This window comes from Bacillus sp. LSHTCR4 (assembly GCF_057197025.1).
This window is the reverse complement of sequence record NZ_JBXUNO010000005.1, coordinates 137,252-157,787: the sequence shown is the minus strand read 5'-3', so window position 1 is coordinate 157,787 and position 20,536 is coordinate 137,252. Positions and strand designations below refer to the sequence as shown.

The following is a 20,536-nucleotide window of genomic DNA, read 5'->3' as shown; positions in this document are numbered from 1 at the left end:
AGAGGTCGGAAAATGAGTACAAAAATGACGCCACCAGTTGAAAAAAACGAGTTTATAGATGTAGTATTTGAAGATTTAACACATGATGGTGCCGGTGTTGCGAAAGTAAAAGGATATCCTATTTTCGTTAAAAACGGATTACCAGGTGAAGAAGCGCAAATTAAAATTATTAAAGTGAAGAAAAACTTCGCATTCGGTCGTTTAATGAAGCTTCATACAGAGAGCCCATATCGTAAAGATGCAGAATGCCCAGTGTACAATCAGTGCGGCGGTTGTCAGCTTCAGCATTTAACATATGAAGGACAATTACAAGCGAAAGAAAAACAAGTACGTGACGTTATGCAGCGTATTGGCGGATTAGGTGATGTTCCTGTTCATCCTGTACTTGGCATGAAAAACCCTTGGGTATACCGTAATAAAGCACAAGTACCAATCGGAGAACGTGAAGGCGGACTTGTAGCTGGTTTCTATCGTCAAGGAACGCATGACATCATTAATATGGAATCATGTTTAATTCAAGCGGAAGAAAACGATACATTAATCCAAGAAGTAAAACGTATTTGTGAAAAGCACGGTATTTCGGCGTACAACGAAGAGCGTAACAAAGGAACACTTCGCCACGTAATGGCTCGTTACGGACAAGTAACAGGGGAAATTATGCTTGTCTTCATTACTCGTACAGCAGAATTACCAAATAAAAAAGCAATCATTGAAGAAATTGCTGCGAAATTCCCAGAAGTAAAATCAATTGTTCAAAACGTAAACCCGAAACGTACAAACGTCATTTTCGGAGACAAAACAACAGTACTGTACGGATCAGAATATATTTATGATTTTATTGGCGACATTAAATTTGCGATTTCAGCACGTTCATTCTATCAAGTAAACCCAGAACAAACGAAAGTGTTATACGATAAAACGTTAGAATACGCAAAATTAGATGGCAATGAAACAGTAATTGATGCCTATTGCGGAATTGGATCAATCTCCTTATTCCTAGCACAAAAAGCGAAAAAAGTGTACGGCGTTGAAATCGTCCCAGAAGCAATTGAAGACGCAAATCGTAACGCAGCACTAAACAATATGACAAACGCTGAATTTGGCGTAGGAGAAGCAGAAGTAGTCATTCCAAAATGGTACAAAGAAGGCGTAATCGCTGACACAATGGTCGTAGATCCACCGCGTAAAGGCTGTGATGAAGCATTACTAAATACAATCATCGATATGAAACCAAAACGCGTCGTATACGTATCATGCAACCCAGCAACATTAGCACGTGACTTAAAAGTACTAGAAGAAGGCGGATATAAAACGCAGGAAGTACAACCTGTTGATATGTTCCCGCATACGACTCATGTAGAGTGTGTGGCTTGGCTTAAGTTGGTATAATAAAAAAGCAGTTGATATAGGAAAATCTATACCATCTGCTTTTTGGTTTATTGAGAGTTTGAAATTGTATTCATAGTGAGAGGATTTGAATTTGAAATGATAGATAATTTTTGGCATGATTTACCACGACCATTTTTCGTACTTGCACCAATGGAAGATGTGACAGACGTTGTTTTCCGTCACGTAGTAAGTGAGGCTGGGCGTCCAGATGTATTCTTCACAGAGTTTACAAACTCGGATAGTTATTGCCATCCAGAAGGTATGAAAAGCGTACGTGGCCGTTTAATTTTTACAGAAGATGAACAGCCAATGGTGGCACATATTTGGGGAGATAATCCTGAATATTTCCGTCAAATGAGTATTGGTATGGCAGAGTTAGGATTTAAAGGTATTGATATTAATATGGGTTGTCCTGTACCGAACGTAGCATCAAGAGGAAAAGGTAGTGGCCTTATTCTACGTCCAGACGTTGCGGCAGAACTTATTCAAGCTGCAAAAGCAGGCGGATTACCTGTCAGCGTAAAAACACGACTTGGCTTTAAAGAGTTAAGTGAGTGGGAAGATTGGTTAACACACATCTTCAAACAAGATATTGCGAACCTTTCTATTCATTTACGCACAAGAGAAGAGATGAGCCAAGTAGATGCGCACTGGGAGCTAATTCCGGAGATTAAAAAATTACGTGATCGTATTGCACCAAATACGCTCCTAACGATAAACGGAGACATCCCTGACCGTAAAACTGGGCTGGAACTTGCTGAAAAATATGGTATTGACGGTGTAATGATTGGACGAGGCATCTTCAAAAATCCATTTGCTTTTGAAAAAGAGCCAAGAGAGCATAGCAGTAAAGAGCATCTTGACCTTTTAAGACTACAGCTTGATCTTCAAGATCAATATGCAGAAGTATTGCCTCGCTCTATCACAGGGCTACATCGCTTCTTCAAAATTTATGTAAAAGGCTTCCCTGGAGCTGCTGAACTACGAAATCAATTGATGAGCACAAAATCAACGGATGAAGTACGTACATTGCTTAATAAGTTTGAGGCGAGTGTTAATGTGGTAGAAGGTAGTGAAACGGTGTAACTTTTGAAAGTTACACTGTTTCATTTTAATTAAGGTGGACTGTATCAGAAGTAAAGGCGTAAAACAAGGGTAAGAAAAGAATACAGGAGAAAAGCGAAAATGGTAGATTGTTCTTGATTTTCAATGATAGTATCATGTTTATTTTATTATGCCTATAATTGGAGGTCATGTGAATGTTAAGTGATCAGACGAGATATTCTAGGCTCGCGAATATAACGAAAATAATAAATACAAAATTAGAACTACGTGAAGTATTGCAGCGTGTAACAGTAGCGATATCAGAGGAGATTGTTAAGTGCAACGCTGTTGGAATTTATTTACCCCAGGCAGATGGAACATTTAGAGGATTTGCAGGAAAACCAGAGACTATAAATGGCGTAACGCTCGATACTCAGGTAATTGATCCTGAAATAGACTTACTGGCAAAAGAAGTTATTGAAACAAAAAAACCCATCTATATCCCTGATACCTCAAAGGACCATCGGCCGGATCCAAAATCAGTTGATGCGTTCAAAATTAAGTCCTTATTAGCTCTGCCTATTTCATTTGAGAAAGAGTTATTTGGTCTTGTTTTTCTATTTGATTATGGAAATCCAATGAACTTAACAGATTCAGAAATTCAAAGTGTTGAAGCTTATGTAAATATGGCGGCGGTCGCCATTCAAAACGCAAAAAATTTAACCCAAAAAGAAAATCTTATTGCCGAGAAGCAGCTGTTACTAAATGTTACCCGTGATTTATCAATGTGTTCCTCAATACAGGAGAGTTTTGATAAATGCTTTTTTTACTTAGGACAGATTTTAGAGAGTAAAAACATGGCTGCCCACCTTTTAGATCCGCTAGACAAAATAACGATTAAGACAACGAAGTTAAGCTCGGGCTGTGATTGGATAGAAGCAGATTGGATGGAGAAAAGCTATGAAGCCAAGATTCAAGAGATTATTCGAACAAAAAATATAGATAGTAAGGGTTTACTGATGATTCCATTGGTTTCAATGGGAGAAGTATTAGGGGTAATCGTCGTTGGCAAAGAGGGAAAAGCTCACAATTACGATAATTCCCAAATTCAACTGGCAAAATCTATCGTTGATGCCACAGCTCCTACGTTTTCAAACTTGTTATATATGGACCAACTTGAAAGTATGGTGGAAGAACGAACGAAAGAACTAGCAGCTGCTAATGAAAAAGTTACAAGTGTGATTGAAAGTATTACGGATGGATTCTTTACTTTAAATAATACATGGGAATTTACGTATGTAAATAAGCATCAATATTTTCCACAAAGAAAAACAGCAAAAGATGTATTAGGAAAGAATGTATGGGAGGTTTTCCAGAGTAGCGTCGACACAGTTATGTATAAGGAATTTCATCGTGCAATGTCAGAGCGAATTACAGTTCACTTCGAAGTTCTTTCTACCTCTGATGAATATTGGCACGAAGTTATTGCCTACCCGTATGATGATGGTATTTGTTGTATTTTTAAAAACATAACGGAAAAAAAGCAATATGAGCAGGAATTGAAAAGGCTATCCAACATAGAGTTAATAGGGCAAATGGCAGCAGGTATCAGCCACGAGATTAGAAATCCAATGACAACAGTACGAGGATTTTTGCAGTTATTAAAAGAAGAGAACAACTATGAGAAACATAATAACTACTTTAATTTAATGGTTGAAGAACTTGACCGTGCCAATTCTATTATTACTGAATTTCTTTCAATAGGTAATACAAAGAAATCAGATTTGCAGATGTTAGATTTAAACTCAATTATCCATGATATTATTCCTTTAATAAAGATAGATACGCATAATCAAAATAAATATATTCAAGTCGATACAAATGACGTTCCAGAATTACTTTTAAATCGTAATGAGATAAGGCAATTATTAATGAACCTATACCGTAATGGCTTAGAAGCGATGAGTACAGGGAAAACTCTAACCATTAGCACCTATAAGGAAGGGCAAAATTGTGTGGTGCTTGCAGTGCGGGATGAAGGGAAAGGTATCAGGCCTGAAGTATTAGAGAAACTGGGGACTCCATTTTACACGACCAAAGATAATGGAACTGGATTGGGATTAGGCATATGTTATGCTATTGCTGCCCGTCATAATGCAAAAATAGAAATTCAAACGGGATCCGAAGGCACTACCTTTTTTGTTAAATTTAATTATGAAAATAATAAAAACTAATCTTATTTAGATTAGTTTTGTTGAACTGTATCACAAATATTTATATTTGAGTAGTATAAAAAAATGGACAAACCTATATTAGATTTGTCCATTTTTAAGTGTGTTAATTAATAGTAAAGCCCCAACCATAATTTCGCACGGTTATTCCATCCCTTTTTGCTTTATTAATATCATCCTCAAAGGAAGGTGCTATCCCACTACCAACTAAAATACCTTTTACAGTATTTAATTTTAATTCTTTTTTACATAGTTTAATATAATGTTTAATTTGATTTAAAGCGTTTCTATCAATAGGTCCTTTCTTAATTTCTACTACAATAAATTCGTTATTAGTAGTATCTCTTAATAACAAATCTAAACGTGATTCATCTGAGAAGATATGTTGTGATTTTTCAATTTTATAGTTTACATCAAGTATTGAAGGGTTAGAAATGATGAATTTCTCGATATCTCTTTCTAAAATTTGAAATACTTCTTCAGCGGTTAAAACTCTATTAGTAAGTCTACCCTTGGACTCATTTTGCTCAATTAAATCTAACAATAAATTGATATCAGATGGATTCAATTCTTTCCAAGTACGAAGAGCAGAAGAAATTGCACTTAATAAAGATTGATTAGGATTAAGGTTTGCAGGTCTGGATAATTTACTCAATAATTCAGGGGTAATTTCCAAAGGAACTTGAAGGACTTTAGATTGAATGGGATTTCCAAACGCAATACATTCGCTTGGTGTTAGTTGTTGTATCTCTTTCTTTAGGTGGGGATTATCATATTTATTCATGATTAAACGATTCTGTTTGATATCTTTTACAATCACGACTTCTTCGACCAGATAATATGCGGTTATATAGCGCTTGTTATGTATTGTTTTATGAAAGAATAGAAAATCTCCCTTTTGTACTTTTTGGAGTTTGTCGGTATTAGCCCCTGACTCTCCATATGTATATTCTGTTAGCATCGGGTCCTCATGTCCGAAATTTCGTTCAGCATCTTTATAACCAATTAGATAATTCATTATTGATTCCCTCCTATATGAACTCTAGTATCATTATAATCCAATTGGTTTTAAATGGATAATTTAAAGTGCCTAAAAGCATATGTTGCTGTTTTAAAATCATCTCCACAAGCATTAATCCACCTAAGACTACAAAACCTTCCCCTAAAGTGTTAAAGTAGTAATTTGACGACATTCATTTACACATGCTAAAAGCATTATGATAATCAACATTTCAGGAGGAAACCCAATGGCAATGAGCAATAACGATATATTAAAAAGAGTAAGATACGCTTTAGATATAAAAGATATAGATATGGTAGAAATCTTTAAACTTGGCGGCATGGAAGTAACGAAGGAAGACGTAGTTGATATGCTTACAAAAATAAAGAGAGCGCCTCAGCACGAACCTGAAAACCCTGATGGGGAAGAAGATGAGTACGTAAAAACATGCGATATGATGATGTTAGAGGCATTTTTAAATGGATTTATTACTTTAAAAAGAGGGAAGCAAGATCCGAAACCTGGACAACCGGCACCTGTACAAAGCAAAGAGAGTGCCAATAACCTTCTTCTAAAGAAAATGAAAATCGCACTTTCATTAACGAGTGAAGATGTGCTTGATATATTAGATAGTGTGGGCGTTAAGGTGACAAAAGGAGAACTAGGCGCTCTATTAAGAAAAAAAGGCCATAAAAATTACAAAGAGTGCGGCGATAGATACGCAAGGAATTTCATTAAGGGATTAGCTGTAAAGTATAGAGGATAATGAGTTCGTTAAAGCAGTAAATGATATAATAGGTAGAGTAGGGTGTTCGTATCCTACTCTTTTTTATTTGTAAAATAATACGTTAGGTGATGAAATGGTACATACATATTTAGGTGAGACAATTAATTTTCATATAACTTATAAGAAGAAAAAATCGGTGCGTCTTTTTGTAGATTCGTACGGAAATGTGGAAGTGCAAGCTCCGAAAGGGACACCTGTTGAATACTTAGTCCAGTTGCTGGAGGAGAAGTGGGATTGGATCCAGACAACTCGTAAGGAAATGGCGGAGCGAGCGCGTGGACCACAGGAAAAGGATTATGATCAAGGAGAAGGCTTTTTATATTTAGGGAATACGTATCCAATACAGATTTCCCAAGATGCAAGTATTGAGCAAGACAATGCAATTTTTGAAGGGGATAAGCTACATATTTATGTGAAAGAGCTAAAGGATGAGAAAATACAACAAGCTTTAAAGCGATTTTACTATAAACAGTGTAAGTCATTAGTAGAGAAGAGTATTAAAGCGCATCAAAGTAACTTCAAAACAAAACCACGTTCTATTCGTATTACAGATAGTAGTCGTACTTGGGGTACTTGCGATGCAAATTTACAGCTAACATTCAATTGGAAGTTAGCGATGGCACCACAGCGGGTAATTGATTATGTAGTCGTTCATGAAATGTGTCATATGGTTCATTTAAATCATGATCGCTCTTTTTGGCGTCTTGTCGGGAAGATCATGCCTGATTATAAGGAAATGGAGAACTGGTTAGCATTATCTAGTTGGAAGATGACGGTTTAATTATTAATTTGGAATAAAATAAAGTAGAACCCTAATACATTAGGGTTCTTTTTGTATGAATTATCTTCTAAACTTTACAATAAAAGCATCTTCTGTTTTTTTCATCTCATACCCACGATACCCCTCCGAAAGCAATGCCTGTTGTCTCCCAGCATCACTCATCAGAATATGCTTAACATCCGTCCAATCACTTTCTTTATCTCCGCGCAATTCCTTCACAAAAACATACCGCAGACTCCCACCATACTTTTCCTTCAGCGCAGCAATCTCCATCCCTTGCGCAAATTTATCCTTCAAACTCGGAATGTTAAAAGGAGCAACGGTGCAACAAACATAGTCGTACTGGCTATCTTCTTTTTGCAATTCTTCCATAATGACTTTTGCTAATATTTTTTGCATCCCATTTCCTCGGCAGTTCGGATGAACGTTTGAGATTTCTTGATAGATTACGCGGTGCAGTTCACTTTCTGGTAAGCCGATATCAAGTCCTAAATGTTCATCGTCGATAGGAGGGACGAGTAGGGCACGAAATGCGATGAGTTCGTTTTCGATAAAAGCACCGATCATCATGCCATTTCCTTCTAGAATGTATTGAAATTCTTCTTGTGAAAGTGGTTGTAAACGGCTTTTATCTTCTAGTGCTTCAACTACAACGTTCTGTAGTAATGAAATTTGTTCGATGTGCTCTTTGGATAGTAATGTAACATGAAATGGATCGTTATTTTGTTTTAATGATCCTTTGTATAGAACTGTCATGCGTTAGTCCTCCTTTAGCTTACAACGTCTTGAAATACGGTTAGTTCTTGTAGTGTATCTTCGTTTATTTCAATGCCAAGTCCTGGCTTTTCGTTTAAGCGAATAAATGGTACATCGTAATGTAAGTTTCCGATGTCTTTCGTGAACTTTAATGGACCTGTAAGTTCAACGCTCGTAATGATTTTCTTTGAGAAAGCGACATGGAATCCTGCGGAAGAGGCAACAGATGATTCGACCATTGATCCCACTTGGCATTCAATGCCGGCCATTTCTGCTTGATGAGCGAGTTTTACAGCGGGATATATGCCGCCGCATTTCATTAGTTTTATATTTACTTTATCAGCCGCGTCTAATTTAATGATTTGGCGCATTTCACGAGAACCTTTTAATCCTTCATCAATCATAAGCGGAAGGTCTGTTTTCGAACGAATGTGAGCCATTGCGTCAATATCGTCTGCAATGACAGGCTGTTCAATCCAGTCGATGTTTAAATGACCTAATGAACGAAGTGCCATTAATGTGTTGGCGCTATTTTTCCAACCTTGGTTTACATCAACACGAATCGCAATATCATTTCCTACACGTTCACGTACCGCTTCAATTCTTTTTACATCTTCTAGTACATTTGTACCGACTTTCATTTTGAAAGATTGGTAACCTTTTTGAATCATGGAAGCAGCTTCTTCAGCCATGGCTTTAGGTTCGGCGATACTTAAGACGTGAGTGACAGGAAAGTCTTCATGGTAGCGTCCGCCAATTAATTGATATACAGGTTGATTTAATTTTTTGCCCATTATATCAAAACAAGCAATATCAATCGCAGCCTTCGCAGTAGGCACACCGTAAATTGTATTGTCCATCATATCGTGTATTTTCTCGATATTCATTGGATTGCATCCGATGAGTGCGGGAGCGAGTGTATGTTTTAAAGTATGGAAAGTACTTTCCCATGATTCGCCTGTAACGTGATCGTCAGCAACGCCTTCACCATAACCGATAGTTCCTTCATCTGTTTCCATTTTGACGATAATAGAAGGCATATCAGAATAAGAACCGTAACTAATAACAAACGGATCGCGAAGCGGTAAACGAATTGCGTAAAGGTGAATAGCTGTAATTTTCATTGAATAAAGACCCCTTCCTGTTTACAATGGTTTTGTATATTTGATATAGTTGACGTTAAATAGTCGTTAATTAATGATAAGGAGTTAGAGAAATGATGATAAAAATTGCGGTTGTCGGTTCAAAAGAGTTTATGGAGACAATTTTACCTATTGCTCATAAACTAGAAGAAATAGAGATTGATCCATATATTTACCTTCATCCGGCGGAATCTTCTGAACTATTAAAGCGTTTAAAGCCTTGTGATGTCATCTTTTTCTCAGGTGCTTTACCTTATTATATGGCAAAAGAAATAAGAGAACAATTACGAATTCCAAGTACGTACTTACAGCAAGACGAGACAACTGTCGCATCTTCAATTCTTTCTATCATGTATCATCAAAGTATTCAACCACATAACATTTCTATCGATTTAGTAGACCGCTCGTTTATTACAAATGTGTTCCATGATATCGGTATAAAAGAAAGTCCACAAGTGTTTGATTATGAAAATATGCTGTGGAGTAAAGATGAAATAAATAGAGTTATCGATTTTCATGTAGCTAAATATCAATCTGGAGAGGCTCATTTAGCTTTAACTAGTATTCACGCTGTTTACGACGAGCTTCAAAAACTAGGTGTTCCTTCAGAGCGAATGATTGATCCAACACAGTCCATTATACATGGGTTAAAAGATGCAAAAATAAAAGCTGAGTTAGCAAAAAGCTATTCAGCTACTGTTGGTGCTTGTATTATTTCTTCCTTAGAATTACGAACGAATTTGCTTGAAAAACTAGATGTCATTTCAAAAGAACTACGTGGTTCATTTAAACAAGTGGATGAAATGACATGCATTTTGTATACAACTCGTGGTGATATCGAATCGATTATTAAAACAAATGCGATAGATAACTTGTTTGCGAGCGTAGAAGGAACGATAGCTATTGGATTTGGTTATGGAAAAACCGTGAAAGAGGCGGAGCAAAATGCAAAAATTGCTCAAAGTTTTGCAAAGAATAATCCAATAGATCGTTGTTTTTATATACTAACAAGTGATAAAGATTTATTTGGTCCGTTCCCGAAAGAACAGAGAGTACAAAGTTTGAAAAATGATAATCCGGAACTAATGAAAATAGCGAAGGAAACGAAGCTTAGTCCGGCCAACTTGTCAAAAATCATTCAATTTAGTCAATCGCATCCGTCATTGAAGTTTACAGCAGCTGACCTTTCTGAGTACTTACAAGTGACTCGAAGATCGACAGAAAGGTTGTTAAAGAAATTAGTTGATTACGGGTATGCTCATATTTGCGGCGAGGAAATGCCCTATCAACAAGGGCGACCTCGCGCACTATATGAATTGAATTTACCGCTATTTTTAAGCTTCTAGTTGAGCTTTTTGTTTCTTTAGTAGTTCTGCTTTTTCAATGTCTGATAGTTTTGTAATTGTGAGACCAGTTATACCGTAAATGATTGAGATAATAGGTACAATGAAATTCAAAATAGCATAAGGAGCATATTCAAATGCACCTACGCCAAGTGTTGCGAGAATAAATACACCGCACGTATTCCAAGGAACAAAGACAGAAGTTAATGTTCCACCATCTTCTAATGCTCTGGATAAGTTTTTTGAATGTAGTCCTTTTTCCGTGTATGCATTTGCGTACATTCTTGAAGGGACAACAATTGAAATATATTGTTCAGAGCAAGTAAGGTTTGTTGCAAAACAAGATGCGATAGTAGAAGCGATAAGCCCTTTTGCTGATGTCGCTAATTTTAAAATTTGATTTACAATGGAACGAAGAATACCTGTATGTTCTAGTACTCCTCCGAAAGTCATAGCGACAATTGTCATAGAGACTGTATTCATCATCGAATCTAAGCCACCGCGGTTAAATAGTTCGTCTACTAGCTTGTTTCCAGTGTCTATAACAAATCCAGCTTGGAGTGCACCGACAGATGCGGAGACAGAACCACCTTGAATAAAGACTTGGGATAAAAATCCTAAAATAATACCGACGAGAATGGCTGGTATAGCAGGAACCTTTTTAGCGACCAATACCATAACGACTATGGGTATGATTAATAGGAAAGGTGAGATAACAAAGTTTTGTTGCAAAACTTGTAACGTTTGCTCGATACTTTTGGCATCAATATTGTTAGCGCCGAAGCTTCTTCCTAAGAACGCATAAACGATAAGAGTAATAATTAAACCTGGAATTGTAGTAAATAACATATGACGAATATGTGTGAATAAATCTGTATTTGTTAATCCAGCGGCTAAGTTTGTTGTGTCTGAAAGCGGTGACATTTTATCGCCGAAATAAGAACCGGAAATAATGGCACCAGCAACCATTGGAGCTGGGATTCCCATACTAAGGCCAATCCCCATTCCAGCAACACCAATTGTTCCCATTGTAGACCAGGAGCTACCGATTGCTAACGCAACGATAGAACAAATCACGGTAATTGAAACTAAAAATAGTGATGGAGTTAAAAGTTTTAAACCGTAATAAATCATTGTTGCGACGATTCCTCCGCCAATCCAAGCACCGATTGTTAAACCTACAAGAATAATGATAACGATAGCGGGTAATGCAAGACGAATTCCTTTATACATTGCTTCTTCAAGATCGTTCCATTTGTAGCCATAGCGCCAAGCGACGATAGAAGCAACGGTTGTACCGATAATAAGTGGAACGTGAGGGCTTTGTTTTAATACAACAATTGTAACCATCATAACTGCAACGGTAATGATAATAGGGATAATCGCTATTCCAAAAGGTATTTCTTTTTTCATAAATTTCCTCCTTGTTACGTATCTTTGTTTGTATTTTTAGAATTGTCGTAAAATGGACGTTTATTAGGTTATGATAACTAAAAATATATGTAAGCGTCAACATAAAAAAACAGAAAATAAGGAATGTTCTAGTTGTTTGTTTAGTTTGTAATATAGATGCAGAGTAAGCTTTTTAAGTATTTAAAAATAAACAATTGACTTTTTTCTTAAAATTCAATATGTTCATAAAAACATCTGTTTTTCATAAGTATAATTAACCTGAATGGTTTTGGAATTTAGGAAGGAGAATGTAGCTTTGAAAACCTTAGAACTACAAGAGCGTTTAACTGAAATTTTTCAGCATTTACATGAAAACCCTGAAGTGAGTTGGAAAGAGTATGAAACGACAGCGTATATTACTAACTTTTTAAAAGAAGAAGGAATTTCATATAAAATATTTGATGATTGTCCAGGCGTGATAGCTGAAATTGGAAGCGGAAATCCAGTTATTGCGATTCGTGCTGATATGGATGCACTTTGGCAAGAAGTGAATGGAGAGTTTAAAGCGAATCATTCATGTGGTCATGATGCTCATATGACGATTGTAATGGGACTTATTTTACAATTAAAGAATATGAGATGGAAAAGTGGCACAGTTAGATTTATTTTTCAGCCGGCAGAAGAAAAAGGGAATGGAGCTTTAAAAATGGTAGAGAAAGGTGCTGTGGATGATGCGGATTTCCTATTCGGTGTTCATTTGCGCCCAATTGAAGAACTATCTTTGAAACAAGCTGCCCCATCAATTCGTCACGGAGCAGCAGGATTTTTAGAGGGTACGATTCACGGAGAAGATGCACATGGAGCACGCCCACATCAAGGAATAAATGCGATTGATGTTATTTCCATGATTAATATTGGTTTGAAAAACATATGGCTACCACCGCAAAGTTCCTATTCAGTCAAGATGACGAGGTGCCAAGCTGGTGGTGATAATTTAAATATTATTCCGGGTAACGGTCATTTTAGTTTAGATGTAAGAGCAGAGAATAATACACTATTAGAAGAGTTAAAGAAAAAGATAGAGCATGTCATAGAATCAGCTGCATCGATGGGATCGAAAACTTCATATGAGTGGATTGATCTCGCACCAGGAGCTGAAGTTTCAGAAGAAGCTGAGCGATTTATGCGTAAAGGTATTCTTGAAGTGTATGGGGAAGATAAATGTACGGGACCACTTTATACGACAGGAAGCGATGATTTCCATTACTACACAGTAAAGAGACCACATTTAAAAGCTGTCATGCTTGGACTAGGAGCAGACTTACAACCTGGATTACACCATCCGTATATGAAGTTCGATCATAGTTGTATTATGGATGGAGTAGAAATATTGAAACAAACTGTATTGAAAGTGTTAGAAGACAGGGGCTAGAGAGCTCCTGTTTTTTTGTCATGAATTGTTTTTAAGTTTATATAATTTCACGTATCAATTAATTCGATAAAAAATCCCTCTCCAGTACATGGTGTATAATAATAAGTACCATTTTTTAATAGGAGAAAACGAATGAACGAACAATATTACGATGCAGTTTTACATATAAAAACAGTCGGTGAGCAAAAAGGGTTTAACAAGTCTATGCATTATCATCGCTATGAACCGACGCCATATAGTGGATTAGATGAGTTATTGAATCAATATGAAATAAGAAGTAGTGACCGAATGGTAGACTTTGGATGCGGAAAAGGACGATTAAACTTTTATATGCATCATAAATGTGATGCTTCAGCGGTTGGAATTGAAATGAATGAAGAGTTTTATAAAGAAGCGATGGATAATCTTGAACGCTATGCACGAAAGGTAAGAAACAGTAAAAATAAAATTCAATTTCAGTGCTGTTTAGCACAGGAGTATGAGATTGATCCACGTGATAACCGGTTTTATTTCTTTAATCCATTTTCTGTACAAGTGTTTATGAACGTAGTAAATAACATTTTACTTTCGGTAGAAGAAACGGGGAGAGAAGTGGATATTATTTTATATTATCCTTCTGAAGATTATATTTTTTTCTTAGAGAACCAGACTGCGTTTGAATTGAAGAGGGAAGTAAGATTGCCTGGGGCTTATGAGAAGAATGGGAATGAGAGGTTTTTAGTGTATGGATTGGAGCGTTAATGTATGGGTGCTTGGGGAGTAGCGATATTGTCAGATGATATTGCTGGAGAGATTAAGTTACTGTATAAGGATTTGTTAGGAAACTATTATTCGAATGAGGAAGCAAGTAGGATTGTAATTGAAGGGTAGCAGCATGAACTAGATGATGAAGAGCTGATTGTTTTTTGGTTAATATTTTCTTCCGTGCAATGGAAGTTAGGAAGACTTCAAGAGAATGTTAAACAGGAGGCATTGCAAATAATAGAGAGCGGTGCAGATTTAGCTCGCTGGGAAGAAGAACCTAAATTACAGAAGAAACGTGAAGTAGTTTTAAATAAATTAAGAGAGCAGTTAAATTCTCCGCAGCCAGAAGCGAAAAAAGTACCGAAGAGATTTATAGCTAATACTTCTTTAAAAGTGGGTGATGCTGTTAGTTATGAATTAGTATCAGGGAATTATATTATCCTTAAAGTCATTAAGATTGTTGAGGAATGGCATGGAGATCGATATCCTCTATTTGAAATGTGTGATTGGGAAGGAAAAGAGATTCCTTCAAAAGAAAAAATAGACCAATTAGAATTGAAAATAAAGACTTATGAGGGTGGAAAACAGGAAGTTGTAAAACTTGCTATTTATCCGGCCGGAAAAAGAGACAGCACATTAAAAAGAATCCAAGTAGTGGCAGAGGATGTAAGAGTAGTATTGGATATAGGGCCGCCGTATACAATACTATGTTGGAAGGATTTTGACGACTACGTAAATACATTGTAATAAAAAGAAGCATTACCTAATTGGTAATGCTTCTTTTACTCACGTCTATATAATTAGTTACGGATTAAGTAATCAAATGCACCTAAAGCTGCGTTTGCACCTGAACCCATAGAGATGATGATTTGTTTGTACGGATTATTTGTACAGTCACCTGCAGCAAACACTCCTGGTACATTTGTAGCGCCGTGCTTGTCTGTTACGATTTCACCGCGAACGCGTTCAACTGTTTCGCCTAACCAGTCTGTGTTTGGAACAAGACCGATTTGTACGAATACACCTTGTAATTCAACGTGATGAACTTCTTCAGTTTCACGATCGATGTAAGAAATACCGTTTACTTTATCAGTACCAGTAATTTCTTTCGTTTGAACGTTTTTCAGAACAGTTACGTTTGGTAAGCTGTTAAGACGTTCTTGTAATACAGCATCAGCTTTTAATTCTGGCATGAATTCAAGAACAGTTACGTGCTTAACAATACCTGCTAAGTCGATAGCTGCTTCAATACCAGAGTTACCTCCGCCGATAACTGCTACGTCTTTTCCAGTGAATAATGGACCGTCACAGTGTGGGCAGTATGCTACACCTTTATTTTTGAACTCAGCTTCACCTGGTACGCCAACGTTACGCCAGCGAGCACCTGTTGAAACGATTACGCTCTTACTTTTTAGAATAGCGCCGTTTTCAAGTTCCACTTCAATAAGTTCTTTTTTCTCTAAACGTTTTGCACGTTGTAGATTCATTACATCGATGTCGTATTCTTTTACGTGCTCTTCAAGGCTTGCTACTAGCTTAGGACCTTCAGTGCGTTTTACGCTGATGAAGTTCTCAATGCCCATAGTATCCATTACTTGACCACCGAAGCGCTCAGCAACGATACCAGTGCGGATGCCTTTACGTGCTGCATAAATTGCTGCACTTGCACCAGCAGGGCCGCCACCAACAACAAGAACATCGTATGGATCTTTATCAGAAAGCTCTGATGCATCTGGACCGTTACCCATTTTAGCTAAAATTTCTTCAAGTGTCATACGACCGCTTCCGAAAGATTCGCCGTTTAGGTAAACAGTTGGTACTGCCATGATGTCTTTGCTTTCTACTTCTTCTTTGAATGCAGCGCCATCAATCATAGTATGTGTAATACCAGAATTAAGAACGCTCATTACGTTAAGAGCTTGTACAACATCAGGACAGTTATGACAACTTAGGCTGATATAAGATTCAAAATGATATTCGCCTTGAATGTTTTTAATTTGATCGATTAATTTTTGTTCAACTTTTGGAGCGCGTCCACTTACTTGTAGTAAAGCTAACACTAATGAAGTAAATTCGTGTCCTAATGGAATACCAGCGAATACGACACCAGTGTCTTCACCAGGGCGGTTTACGCTAAAGCTTGGTGTTCTCTCTAATTCAACTTTTTCTACTGTAATCTTAGATGACATAGTAGCTAATTCGTCTACTAGAGCTAACATATCTTTAGATACGTCGTCGTTTCCTGCGCTTACTTTAAGTAAAATATCGTTCTCCATTAACTGAAGGTATTGGGATAGTTGTGTTTTTATATCTGCATCTAGTATCATTTTGATCGAACTCCTTAGATTTTGCCTACAAGGTCAAGGCTTGGTTTAAGTGTTGCAGAACCCTCTTGCCATTTAGCTGGGCAAACTTCACCTGGGTTGTTACGTACGTATTGAGCTGCTTTAATTTTGTTAACAAGAATGCTTGCGTCACGGCCGATACCGTCAGCATTGATTTCCATAGATTGGATCACGCCGTCTGGATCGATGATGAATGTACCACGAGCAGCAAGACCTTCTTCTTCCATTAAAACGTTGAAGTTTGTAGTGATTGTGCGAGTTGGGTCACCAATCATGATGTACTCGATTTTGCCGATAGTTTCTGAGCTATCATGCCATGCTTTGTGAGTGAAGTGAGTGTCTGTAGATACAGAGTATACTTCAACGCCTAAATCTTTAAGAGTTGCATATTGGTTTTGTAAGTCTTCAAGTTCAGTTGGGCAAACGAATGTGAAGTCAGCTGGGTAGAAACAAACTACACTCCATTTTCCTTTTAAACTTTCGTCAGTAACTTGGATAAATTCTCCATTATGGTAAGCGTTAGCTTTAAACGGTTTTACTTCTGTGCCGATTAATAACATATTAAAATTCCTCCTAAATGTTGGTTTTGAGCATCAAAAAATAGTGTGCTCATAAAATATATTTTTTAATTAACTATAATAATTCTAATTCGATATTAATTATCATATAGAAGTGGTTATTTTGTCAAGAGAATAAACCAACTTTATATCAATTTAATTAATATTTATTCTCAATTAAGATTGTTAGAGAATTAAAAGGTGATTTTTATGTCATAAATTTTCAATGAGTGTTTGAAAGAGTAGTGTGTATGTTAGAGATATGTTGTAAGTATAAATCATAGGAAGGAAATATTTCTTAGAAGTTGTCTTTTTGAAAAGGAACTGCTTATTTCTATTTTACAAAGAATTGTGTGATAAATAAAATAAAATGAATTAGAATCTTTTTGAACAATTTTTGTCCTCTCAAATATATAATTAAGAAGTATATTGTAATGATAATTAGAAACATTGACTCAAAGTGCTAACAAGATATAATAAAACCTAGATATACATTTCAAAAAGAAGAACATATATTATAGGATGAAAGATTTAATCCTATTATTTTTTATAGCTTTTAGAAAACGCTTACAATTAGTGTGGAGGGGAAACCATGTCTAAGTTCACGAAGTATTTTTTAATGGAAGCTAACGATGTGATTGTATATGTGAAAGAGAAATTATCTAAGTTTGAACATGCAAAGGGGCTAAAGTGTAAAGAAATAGGTGATGGTAATTTAAATTATGTGTTTCGTGTTTGGGATGAAAAGGAGAACATTTCTGTCATTGTAAAGCAAGCTGGGAATACAGCACGCATTTCAGATGAGTTTAAGTTGTCGACGAATCGTATTCGTATAGAATCAGATGTTTTGCAGTTAGAAGAAGAGTTAGCACCTGGGCTTGTTCCAAAGGTGTATTTTTTTGATAGTGTGATGAATTGTTGTGTAATGGAAGATTTATCGGACCATACCATATTACGTACAGCACTTATAAATCATCAAATGTTTCCAAAGCTTGCAGATGATTTAACGACCTTTTTGGTAAATACACTCTTATTAACATCGGATGTTGTAATGAATCATAAAGAGAAGAAGGAATTGGTGAAGAATTATATAAATCCTGAATTATGTGAGATTACAGAAGACCTCGTATACGCTGAGCCATTTACAAATCATAATAAGCGTAATGAGCTGTTTCCGTTAAATGAAGGATGGATTAGAGAGCATATTTATAGTGATAAAGAGCTTCGTATGGAAGTAGCAAAACTTAAGTTTTCTTTTATGACGAATGCACAGGCGCTTATTCACGGTGATCTGCATACTGGTTCTGTTTTTGTGAAAAATGATTCCACAAAGGTAATTGATCCTGAGTTTGCCTTTTATGGACCAATGGGATATGACATTGGGAATGTAATGGCGAATTTAATATTTGCTTGGGTAAATGCAGATGCAACGATGTCAGCTGGGGCTGAGAAAGATACGTATATGGATTGGTTACAATCGACAATGGTAGAGGTAATTGATTTATTTAAGAAGAAGTTTTTAAATGCTTGGGATATTCATGTGACAGAGATTATGGCGAAGGAAGAAGGCTTTAACGAAATCTATTTACAATCTGTATTAGAGGATACAGCTGCGGTGACGGGACTTGAGTTAATTCGTCGTATTGTTGGGCTAGCGAAAGTAAAAGACATTACTTGTATTGAGAATGAGGGAGCACGTGCTAGAGCGGAACGTATTTGTCTTCAAGTAGCGAAGAAATTTATTTTACGAGCGAATCAATATAAAACAGGTACAAGCTTTGTAGAAACGTTAAAAGAACAGTCAATGCACTACGCGAAGTAAGGGGAGAAGATGATGGAAGAGCAATTAATACCAATTCAGTGGAAAGGTGAAGCTTTAGTTTTATTAGATCAAACATTATTACCGAATGAGGTTGTCTATGAATCTTTCAAGACAGCTGAAAGTGTGTGGGATGCCATTCAAGTAATGAAAGTAAGAGGCGCGCCAGCGATTGGTGTTTCAGCAGCTTACGGTGTGTATTTAGGAGCCAAGGAAGTTACCCAAAGTACGGTGGAAGAATTTATAGAGGAAGTCAAAAAGGTATGTGCATATTTGGCAACATCAAGACCGACAGCAGTAAACTTATTTTGGGCACTTGAAAGAATGGAAGCAGTAGCGCTAGAAAACGCTCACTTATCAATCGCACAGTTAAAAGATAGATTACTAGAAGAGGCAAAAGAGATTCATAGAGAAGATGAAGAAATTAACCGTCAAATTGGGGAACATGCATTAACGTTATTCCATGATGGAATGGGAGTATTAACACATTGTAATGCTGGTGCGTTAGCGACGACTAAGTATGGTACTGCGACAGCTCCAATGTACTTAGCGAAAGAAAAAGGATGGGACTTAAAAATCTATTCTGATGAAACGCGCCCTAGATTACAAGGTTCAACGTTAACAGCATTAGAATTGCAGCGAGCAGGAATTGATGTCACTGTCATTACGGATAATATGGCGGCTATGGTTATGTCACAAGGGAAGATTGATGCGGTAATCGTTGGATGCGACCGTGTGGCAGCAAATGGTGATGTAGCAAATAAAATTGGAACATTGGGTGTATCTATTTTAGCGAAATACTACAACATTCCGTTTTATGTAGCAGCACCAACGCCGACAATTGACTTGAAAACACCGACAGGAAAAGAAATTCCGATCGAGGAAAGAGATGCTTCTGAAGTGATTAATCGCTTCGGGCAATATTCTGCTCCGAAAGAAAGTAAAGTATATAATCCAGCCTTTGATGTCACACCATATGAAAATGTAACAGCAATCATTACGGAAAAAGGGATTGTAAAAGCACCGTTTACGGAGAATTTAAAAAAGCTATTTCAATAGGAAGATAGATTTAAACAGCCAGTCATCATAAGCTTCATACTTAGGGGGATGTATATGTTATTACAAAAAGAGAGAGAAGAAATTGTAGCGTACGGAAAGAAAATGATTTCTAGTGGTTTAACAAAGGGGACAGGCGGTAATATTAGTATTTTCAATCGCGAACAAGGTCTTGTTGCCATTAGCCCAAGTGGTTTAGATTATTATGAAACAAAGCCTGAAGATGTAGTTATATTAAACTTAGATGGCGATGTAATAGAGGGAGAGAGAAAACCATCAAGTGAACTTGATATGCACCTTATTTATTATAGAAAGCGTGAAGATATAAATGCGCTTGTGCATACACATTCTCCTTATGCGAAGACGATTGCATCATTAGGATGGGAACTGCCCGCAGTATCGTATTTAATTGCTTTCGCAGGCCCTAATGTTCGCTGTGCACCGTATGAAACATTTGGTACGAAGCAATTAGCAGAAGCTGCTTTCGAAGGAATGATCGATCGTCGTGCCGTTTTACTTGCGAACCACGGTTTAATTGCAGGTGCAAATCATATAAAAATGGCATTTACTGTTGCAGAAGAAATTGAGTTTTGCGCCCAAATTTATTATCAAACGAAAAGTGTCGGAGAGCCGAAGCTATTGCCAGAAGATGAGATGGAGAATTTGGCAAAGAAGTTTGAAGGGTATGGGCAGCAGTAGAATGATACAAAAAAACACC

General features: G+C 36.7%; 17 protein-coding genes and 1 pseudogene. 12 read left to right on the top strand and 6 right to left on the bottom strand.

Going from position 1 to position 20,536, the window contains the following annotated elements; translation table 11 throughout:
* Positions 1–12 precede the first annotated feature (12 nt).
* From rlmD to AC2CGR_RS24600, 3 genes are all read left to right on the top strand, one after another.
* Entirely contained in the window at positions 13–1,389 is a 1,377-nt protein-coding gene (gene rlmD / locus AC2CGR_RS24610; protein ID WP_087964067.1) for a 23S rRNA (uracil(1939)-C(5))-methyltransferase RlmD, read from the top strand.
* A 96-nt stretch (positions 1,390–1,485) separates the two neighbouring features.
* Positions 1,486–2,475 (top strand): tRNA dihydrouridine synthase, encoded by a 990-nt coding sequence (locus AC2CGR_RS24605; protein ID WP_087964068.1) that lies wholly within the window; start codon positions 1,486–1,488, stop codon positions 2,473–2,475.
* Between the two features lie 173 nt (positions 2,476–2,648).
* Positions 2,649–4,667: a GAF domain-containing sensor histidine kinase gene (locus tag AC2CGR_RS24600; RefSeq protein ID WP_087964069.1), complete on the top strand. Its 2,019-nt coding sequence runs from the start codon at positions 2,649–2,651 to the stop codon at positions 4,665–4,667.
* A gap of 103 nt (positions 4,668–4,770) precedes the next feature.
* Here the strand turns inward: AC2CGR_RS24600 and AC2CGR_RS24595 are convergent, their stop codons facing one another.
* Positions 4,771–5,682 carry an endonuclease NucS domain-containing protein gene (locus AC2CGR_RS24595; protein ID WP_001108406.1) on the bottom strand — a complete coding sequence of 304 codons (912 nt, stop codon included), beginning with the start codon at positions 5,680–5,682 and terminating at the stop codon, positions 4,771–4,773.
* Positions 5,683–5,911: 229 nt separating this feature from the next.
* Here AC2CGR_RS24595 and AC2CGR_RS24590 point away from each other — a divergent pair, with 229 nt between their 5' ends.
* Both AC2CGR_RS24590 and AC2CGR_RS24585 read left to right on the top strand, forming a co-directional pair.
* Entirely contained in the window at positions 5,912–6,430 is a 519-nt protein-coding gene (locus AC2CGR_RS24590; protein ID WP_484481312.1) for a YehS family protein, read from the top strand.
* Between the two features lie 94 nt (positions 6,431–6,524).
* Entirely contained in the window at positions 6,525–7,232 is a 708-nt protein-coding gene (locus tag AC2CGR_RS24585) for a M48 family metallopeptidase (protein WP_087964071.1), read from the top strand.
* A 60-nt stretch (positions 7,233–7,292) separates the two neighbouring features.
* Here the strand turns inward: AC2CGR_RS24585 and AC2CGR_RS24580 are convergent, their stop codons facing one another.
* On the bottom strand, positions 7,293–7,988 hold the full coding sequence (locus AC2CGR_RS24580; RefSeq protein WP_087964072.1) for an N-acetyltransferase: 696 nt from the start codon (positions 7,986–7,988) through the stop codon (positions 7,293–7,295).
* A 14-nt stretch (positions 7,989–8,002) separates the two neighbouring features.
* Positions 8,003–9,112 carry a mandelate racemase/muconate lactonizing enzyme family protein gene (locus AC2CGR_RS24575; RefSeq protein ID WP_087964073.1) on the bottom strand — a complete coding sequence of 370 codons (1,110 nt, stop codon included), beginning with the start codon at positions 9,110–9,112 and terminating at the stop codon, positions 8,003–8,005.
* Between the two features lie 92 nt (positions 9,113–9,204).
* Between AC2CGR_RS24575 and AC2CGR_RS24570 the strand changes: the two genes are divergently transcribed.
* Positions 9,205–10,476, top strand: coding sequence for a hypothetical protein (locus AC2CGR_RS24570; RefSeq protein ID WP_001978750.1), 1,272 nt, complete (start codon positions 9,205–9,207; stop codon positions 10,474–10,476).
* Here the strand turns inward: AC2CGR_RS24570 and nhaC are convergent.
* On the bottom strand, positions 10,465–11,886 hold the full coding sequence (gene nhaC / locus AC2CGR_RS24565; RefSeq protein ID WP_484481311.1) for a Na+/H+ antiporter NhaC: 1,422 nt from the start codon (positions 11,884–11,886) through the stop codon (positions 10,465–10,467). The two genes, AC2CGR_RS24570 and nhaC, sit on opposite strands and share 12 nt — an antisense overlap.
* A gap of 295 nt (positions 11,887–12,181) precedes the next feature.
* On the opposite strand from nhaC, the gene AC2CGR_RS24560 reads away from it, so the two are divergent.
* From AC2CGR_RS24560 to AC2CGR_RS24550, 3 genes and pseudogenes are all read left to right on the top strand, one after another.
* On the top strand, positions 12,182–13,297 hold the full coding sequence (locus AC2CGR_RS24560; RefSeq protein ID WP_000853526.1) for a M20 peptidase aminoacylase family protein: 1,116 nt from the start codon (positions 12,182–12,184) through the stop codon (positions 13,295–13,297).
* 132 nt (positions 13,298–13,429) lie between these two features.
* Positions 13,430–14,038 (top strand): SAM-dependent methyltransferase, encoded by a 609-nt coding sequence (locus tag AC2CGR_RS24555; RefSeq protein WP_087964076.1) that lies wholly within the window; start codon positions 13,430–13,432, stop codon positions 14,036–14,038.
* A gap of 3 nt (positions 14,039–14,041) precedes the next feature.
* Positions 14,042–14,788: pseudogene (locus AC2CGR_RS24550) on the top strand (hypothetical protein).
* Positions 14,789–14,841: 53 nt separating this feature from the next.
* Here AC2CGR_RS24550 and ahpF read toward each other — a convergent pair.
* Both ahpF and ahpC read right to left on the bottom strand, forming a co-directional pair.
* On the bottom strand, positions 14,842–16,368 hold the full coding sequence (gene ahpF / locus AC2CGR_RS24545) for an alkyl hydroperoxide reductase subunit F (RefSeq protein WP_000599518.1): 1,527 nt from the start codon (positions 16,366–16,368) through the stop codon (positions 14,842–14,844).
* A 14-nt stretch (positions 16,369–16,382) separates the two neighbouring features.
* Positions 16,383–16,946, bottom strand: a complete 564-nt coding sequence (gene ahpC / locus AC2CGR_RS24540) for an alkyl hydroperoxide reductase subunit C (RefSeq protein WP_000924420.1) — start codon at positions 16,944–16,946, stop codon at positions 16,383–16,385.
* A gap of 589 nt (positions 16,947–17,535) precedes the next feature.
* On the opposite strand from ahpC, the gene mtnK reads away from it, so the two are divergent.
* The 3 genes from mtnK to AC2CGR_RS24525 are packed head-to-tail and all read left to right on the top strand — an operon-like array spanning position 17,536 to position 20,517.
* Positions 17,536–18,765 (top strand): S-methyl-5-thioribose kinase, encoded by a 1,230-nt coding sequence (gene mtnK / locus AC2CGR_RS24535; RefSeq protein WP_087964077.1) that lies wholly within the window; start codon positions 17,536–17,538, stop codon positions 18,763–18,765.
* A gap of 12 nt (positions 18,766–18,777) precedes the next feature.
* Positions 18,778–19,821 carry an S-methyl-5-thioribose-1-phosphate isomerase gene (gene mtnA / locus AC2CGR_RS24530; protein ID WP_131101303.1) on the top strand — a complete coding sequence of 348 codons (1,044 nt, stop codon included), beginning with the start codon at positions 18,778–18,780 and terminating at the stop codon, positions 19,819–19,821.
* A gap of 54 nt (positions 19,822–19,875) precedes the next feature.
* A complete protein-coding gene (locus AC2CGR_RS24525; RefSeq protein WP_087964079.1) occupies positions 19,876–20,517 on the top strand; it encodes an L-fuculose-phosphate aldolase in 642 nt (213 codons plus the stop codon).
* Positions 20,518–20,536: the final 19 nt, after the last annotated feature.